Source organism: Mesorhizobium sp. M7A.F.Ca.CA.001.08.2.1 (assembly GCF_003998455.1).
Classification (GTDB): Bacteria; Pseudomonadota; Alphaproteobacteria; order Rhizobiales; family Rhizobiaceae; genus Mesorhizobium; species Mesorhizobium ciceri.
This window is the reverse complement of record NZ_RZPW01000638.1, coordinates 1-3,695: the sequence shown is the minus strand read 5'-3', so window position 1 is coordinate 3,695 and position 3,695 is coordinate 1. Positions and strand designations below refer to the sequence as shown.

At 60.6% G+C, this 3,695-nt stretch carries 4 protein-coding genes; all 4 read left to right on the top strand.

Annotated features, from left to right (window positions below):
* On the top strand, positions 1-1,329 hold a 1,329-nt coding region (gene tssC / locus EN914_RS28015), incomplete at its 5' end, for a type VI secretion system contractile sheath large subunit (RefSeq protein ID WP_127389397.1).
* 46 nt (positions 1,330-1,375) lie between these two features.
* Positions 1,376-1,834 carry an Hcp family type VI secretion system effector gene (locus EN914_RS28010; RefSeq protein WP_013525307.1) on the top strand — a complete coding sequence of 153 codons (459 nt, stop codon included), beginning with the start codon at positions 1,376-1,378 and terminating at the stop codon, positions 1,832-1,834.
* The gene (gene tssE / locus EN914_RS28005) at positions 1,821-2,576 is read left to right on the top strand and encodes a type VI secretion system baseplate subunit TssE (RefSeq protein WP_013525306.1); all 756 of its coding nucleotides are present in this window, start codon (positions 1,821-1,823) and stop codon (positions 2,574-2,576) included. The genes EN914_RS28010 and tssE overlap by 14 nt, the downstream gene beginning before the upstream one ends.
* Before the next feature lies 1 nt (position 2,577).
* Positions 2,578-3,695 (top strand): type VI secretion system baseplate subunit TssF (tssF, locus tag EN914_RS28000; protein WP_127389396.1); only part of this gene is annotated, 1,118 nt, incomplete at its 3' end.

The window sequence follows — 3,695 nt, the reverse complement described above, 5'->3', positions numbered from 1 at the left end:
ATCTCTTCCAATGCCATCAAATCGATCAAGTCGCTGATCGCCGGCATTGACAAGATGCTGACGACACAGGTCAACGAAATCCTGCACGCGCCGGAAGTGCGTGAGATGGAAGGCACATGGCGAGGGCTGTGGTATCTCGTCAACAACACCGAGACGGATCAGAAGCTGAAGATCCGGGTGATGAACATCTCCAAAGAGCAGCTGGCCGATACGCTTGAAGACTATGAAGGTCAGATGTGGGACCAGAGCCCGATCTTCAAGAAAGTCTACACAGACGAGTATTCGATGCTTGGCGGCGAACCAATCGGCTGCGTGATCGGCGCCTACGAGTTCTCCAATCACCCACGTGACGTCGGCCTGCTGCGCAACATCTCCGGCATCTGCGCTTCCGCGCATACGCCGTTTATCGCGGCCGCTTCGCCGCGCCTATTTCGCATGGACAGCTGGCAGGAACTGCCGAACCCGCAAGACCTGCAGCAGATCGTCTCCAACCCCGCCTATGCCTCGTGGCAGTCGTTGCGCGAGAGTGAGGACGCTCGCTACATCGGCCTGACCATGCCCCGCGTCCTGGCGCGGCTGCCCTACGGCACCGATACCGTTCCGGTGAAGGGTTTCACCTTCGAGGAAGAGGTGGAGGGCGATCACAACAAATATGTCTGGATGAACGCCGCCTTCCCGATGGGCGTCAACATCAACCGCAGTCACAAGCTTTTCGGCTGGGGCACGCAGATCCGCGGCGTCGAGAATGGTGGCACGGTGCTCAACCTGCCGGTGCATAGCTTCCCGACCGATGATGGCTCGATCGCGATGAAATGTCCCACGGAAGTCGCCATCGACGACCGGCGCGAGGCGGAACTGGCCAAGCTTGGCTTGATGCCCATCCTGCACCGGAAGAATACCGATCTCGCGGCCTTCATCGGAGCACACTCGCTGCAGGACGACGAAACGCGGGCGGGGCGGCTGGTCGACCCCGATGCACAGTCGAACGAGCGGCTGAGCGCCAACCTGCCCTACCTGTTCCCGGTCTCGCGCTTTGCGCACTACCTCAAGGCGATCGCGCGCGACAAGGTCGGCTCGTTCAAGGAGCGCGCCGACATGCAGATCTGGTTGACCGAGTGGATCAATCGATACGTGCTGGCCAACCCGGCCTTTGCCGACGACAAGGCGCGCGCCAAGCGCCCGCTTGCCGCCGCCGAGGTCCAGGTGGACAGCGTGGAGGGGCGGCCGGGCTATTATAATGCCCGCTTCTATCTGCGCCCGCATTACCAGCTGGAGGGCATCAATGCGTCGCTCCGACTGGTCTCGGAACTACCGTCCGTTAAGACTTGATCGCAGCAACGACAACCTGGTTTTTTGAAAGCGGTGGAGAAACACAATGCCGACTACGAAGATTGATGGCTTCCTGAAGGTTCCCGATATCAAAGGCCCCAGCACCCGCGACGGCCACGATGACGAGATTGAAATCCATGGCGTCGACTACAAGATGGTCGCACCTTATGATCCCAATTCGCTGTCACGCCGTGGCCGCGTCTCTATGGGGATGATCAAATTCACCAAGCACTACGACAAATCATCGCCCTATCTGAAAAAGGCTTTGTTCGAAAACAAGGCCCTTGATGAGGTGGTGTTCTCGGCCCGCCGGACCATCGATGGCGAGACCAAGGATTACCTGGTCGTTACCCTCACCGACGCCTCGATCATGGAATACGACATGTCGCAAGCCGAGGATGAGGAAGACCTGATCCAGGAAGAGGTCAGCTTCGCCTACAAGAAGATCAAATTCGTCTATGACGGCAATGATGAAGCCGAAATGGATGTCTATGTCGGCAAGTGAGGTTCGGCGACCCGGCGCGGGCATGCAGCAGACCACTGGCAGCTTGCGGGCGAAAAGCGAAGCCGTCCAGCCGTCGCTTTGGGATCGTCTCGTCAATGATCTGCCGGGCCTGACCTCGGAAATAGACGGGCTGCGCCATGTCCTGCTCGACGAGCTTGGCGCGGACCGTCTCGACACACTCGTTGCCGGCAGCACGCGTGCCATCGACGCCGATGTGGTACTGACACCGGATCAGAAACGCCGTCTGCATCGGTTGGCCGTTCAGACCCAGCACCGCGTCGAAATCGAAAGCCGTGGCGTGGTGGTATCGGCGCGCGTGCTCAGGGAAGCGGTACGGCGTGACATCGAGGCGCTCTTCAACACAGAGCGCTTCGAGGCGACGCCGCTTCTTTCCGACCTGGAAAATGAACAGGTTGCGGACAATCCCCCTTCGCTTGCCGATTTCCCGGAGGTCCGCCGCAGCGTGGTCAATTACGGCGTGCCCTCCTTCTCGGGCCGCTCGTCGCGCGACTTCGATCGCGAGGTGTTGGCACGTGAGATCCGCATGGTGCTCGCGACCTTCGAGCCCCGCCTGAAGGAAAGCGCAACAAAGGTAACGGTCACGCTTGGCGACAACACCGTCGGCCTGAAGATCGAGATAGACGCCGTTCTGATCATGACCCCGACTCCCGAACGCATGCGCCTGCGCACCACGATCAATCTCGACAACGGTTTGGCGCGGACCGAAATTGGGGAGGCCTGAGATGGATCGGGTCTTCGTCGAATATTACGAGGAGGAACTGAGCCATATCCGCGCTCTTGCATCGGAATTCGCAGACATGCATCCGGCGGTGGCGCGCAACCTTTCCCTCGATACGGTGCCGTGTCCGGACCCATATGTCGAGCGCCTGCTCGATGGCGTAGCCTTCCTGGCCGCGCGCACCCGGCTAAAGGTCGATGCCGAGCGCTCGCGATTTTCCCGCAGTGTGCTCGACGTTCTCTATCCCGATCTGGTCACGCCGGCGCCGGCAACGGCGATGGCGGTGCTGAAACCCGGCCAGCAGGTCCAGACCATGCTGGCCGGCCACGTCGTCAAGCGCAACACACGGCTGGTTTCCAGCCTGCAGCCAGGCCTGTCAACGCGCTGCATTTTCTCAACCGCCCAGGAAATGACTCTATGGCCGATCGCGGTCACTTCGGTCAGCTTTTTTCAGGACCGCAGTGCGATGGCGATGGCTGGCATAGGACCGATCGGCGGTGTCAGCGGCGAGTCGGCGCTCCGCCTCACGCTGGCCAGGACCGGAAAAGGCAAGCTCGACGAACTGGCTCTCGACCGGCTTGACCTCTATTTTGCCGGACGCACCAAGGCGCCGCTACTGTTCGATGCGATTTTCGGCGCCTGCGCGGCCACAGCAGCGCGACCGGAAGGCAAGACCAACCCGCTGTCGCCGTTGCCGGCACCCGAGATGATCGGCATCAGCGACGACGAGGCCTTGATGCCGCGCACCCGCCCGACATTCGAAGGATACCGGTTGCTGCGCGAATACTTCATGATGCCCGAGCGTTTTCACTATGCACGGGTTTTGGGATTGCAGCCTGTCGTGCGCCAATGCGCGGCCGGACTCGAGATCATTTTCCTGTTCAAACGCACGGTTCCCGAGCTGGCCGATCTGACGCCGGCGGACTTCGAACTTTTCGCGACACCGATCATCAATCTGTTCGAACGCGAGTGCAACGTCGTCGAAGTCGATGAACGCAAGACGCGCCAGGTGTTGCATGCGGACCGGACGCGGGCGCGTGACTTCGAAATCTACCGGGTCATCCGCGTCGAGGACGCCGACACGGAAGGTAACGACGCTGAAATCCCCGAGCTCTTCAGCCT

Bases quoted from the DNA above. Each gene is read 5' to 3' on its own strand.
- EN914_RS28010 (WP_013525307.1), top strand. From the start codon at position 1,376: ATGCCGACTACGAAGATTGATGGCTTCCTGAAGGTTCCCGATATCAAA.
- tssE (WP_013525306.1), top strand. From the start codon at position 1,821: ATGTCGGCAAGTGAGGTTCGGCGACCCGGCGCGGGCATGCAGCAGACC.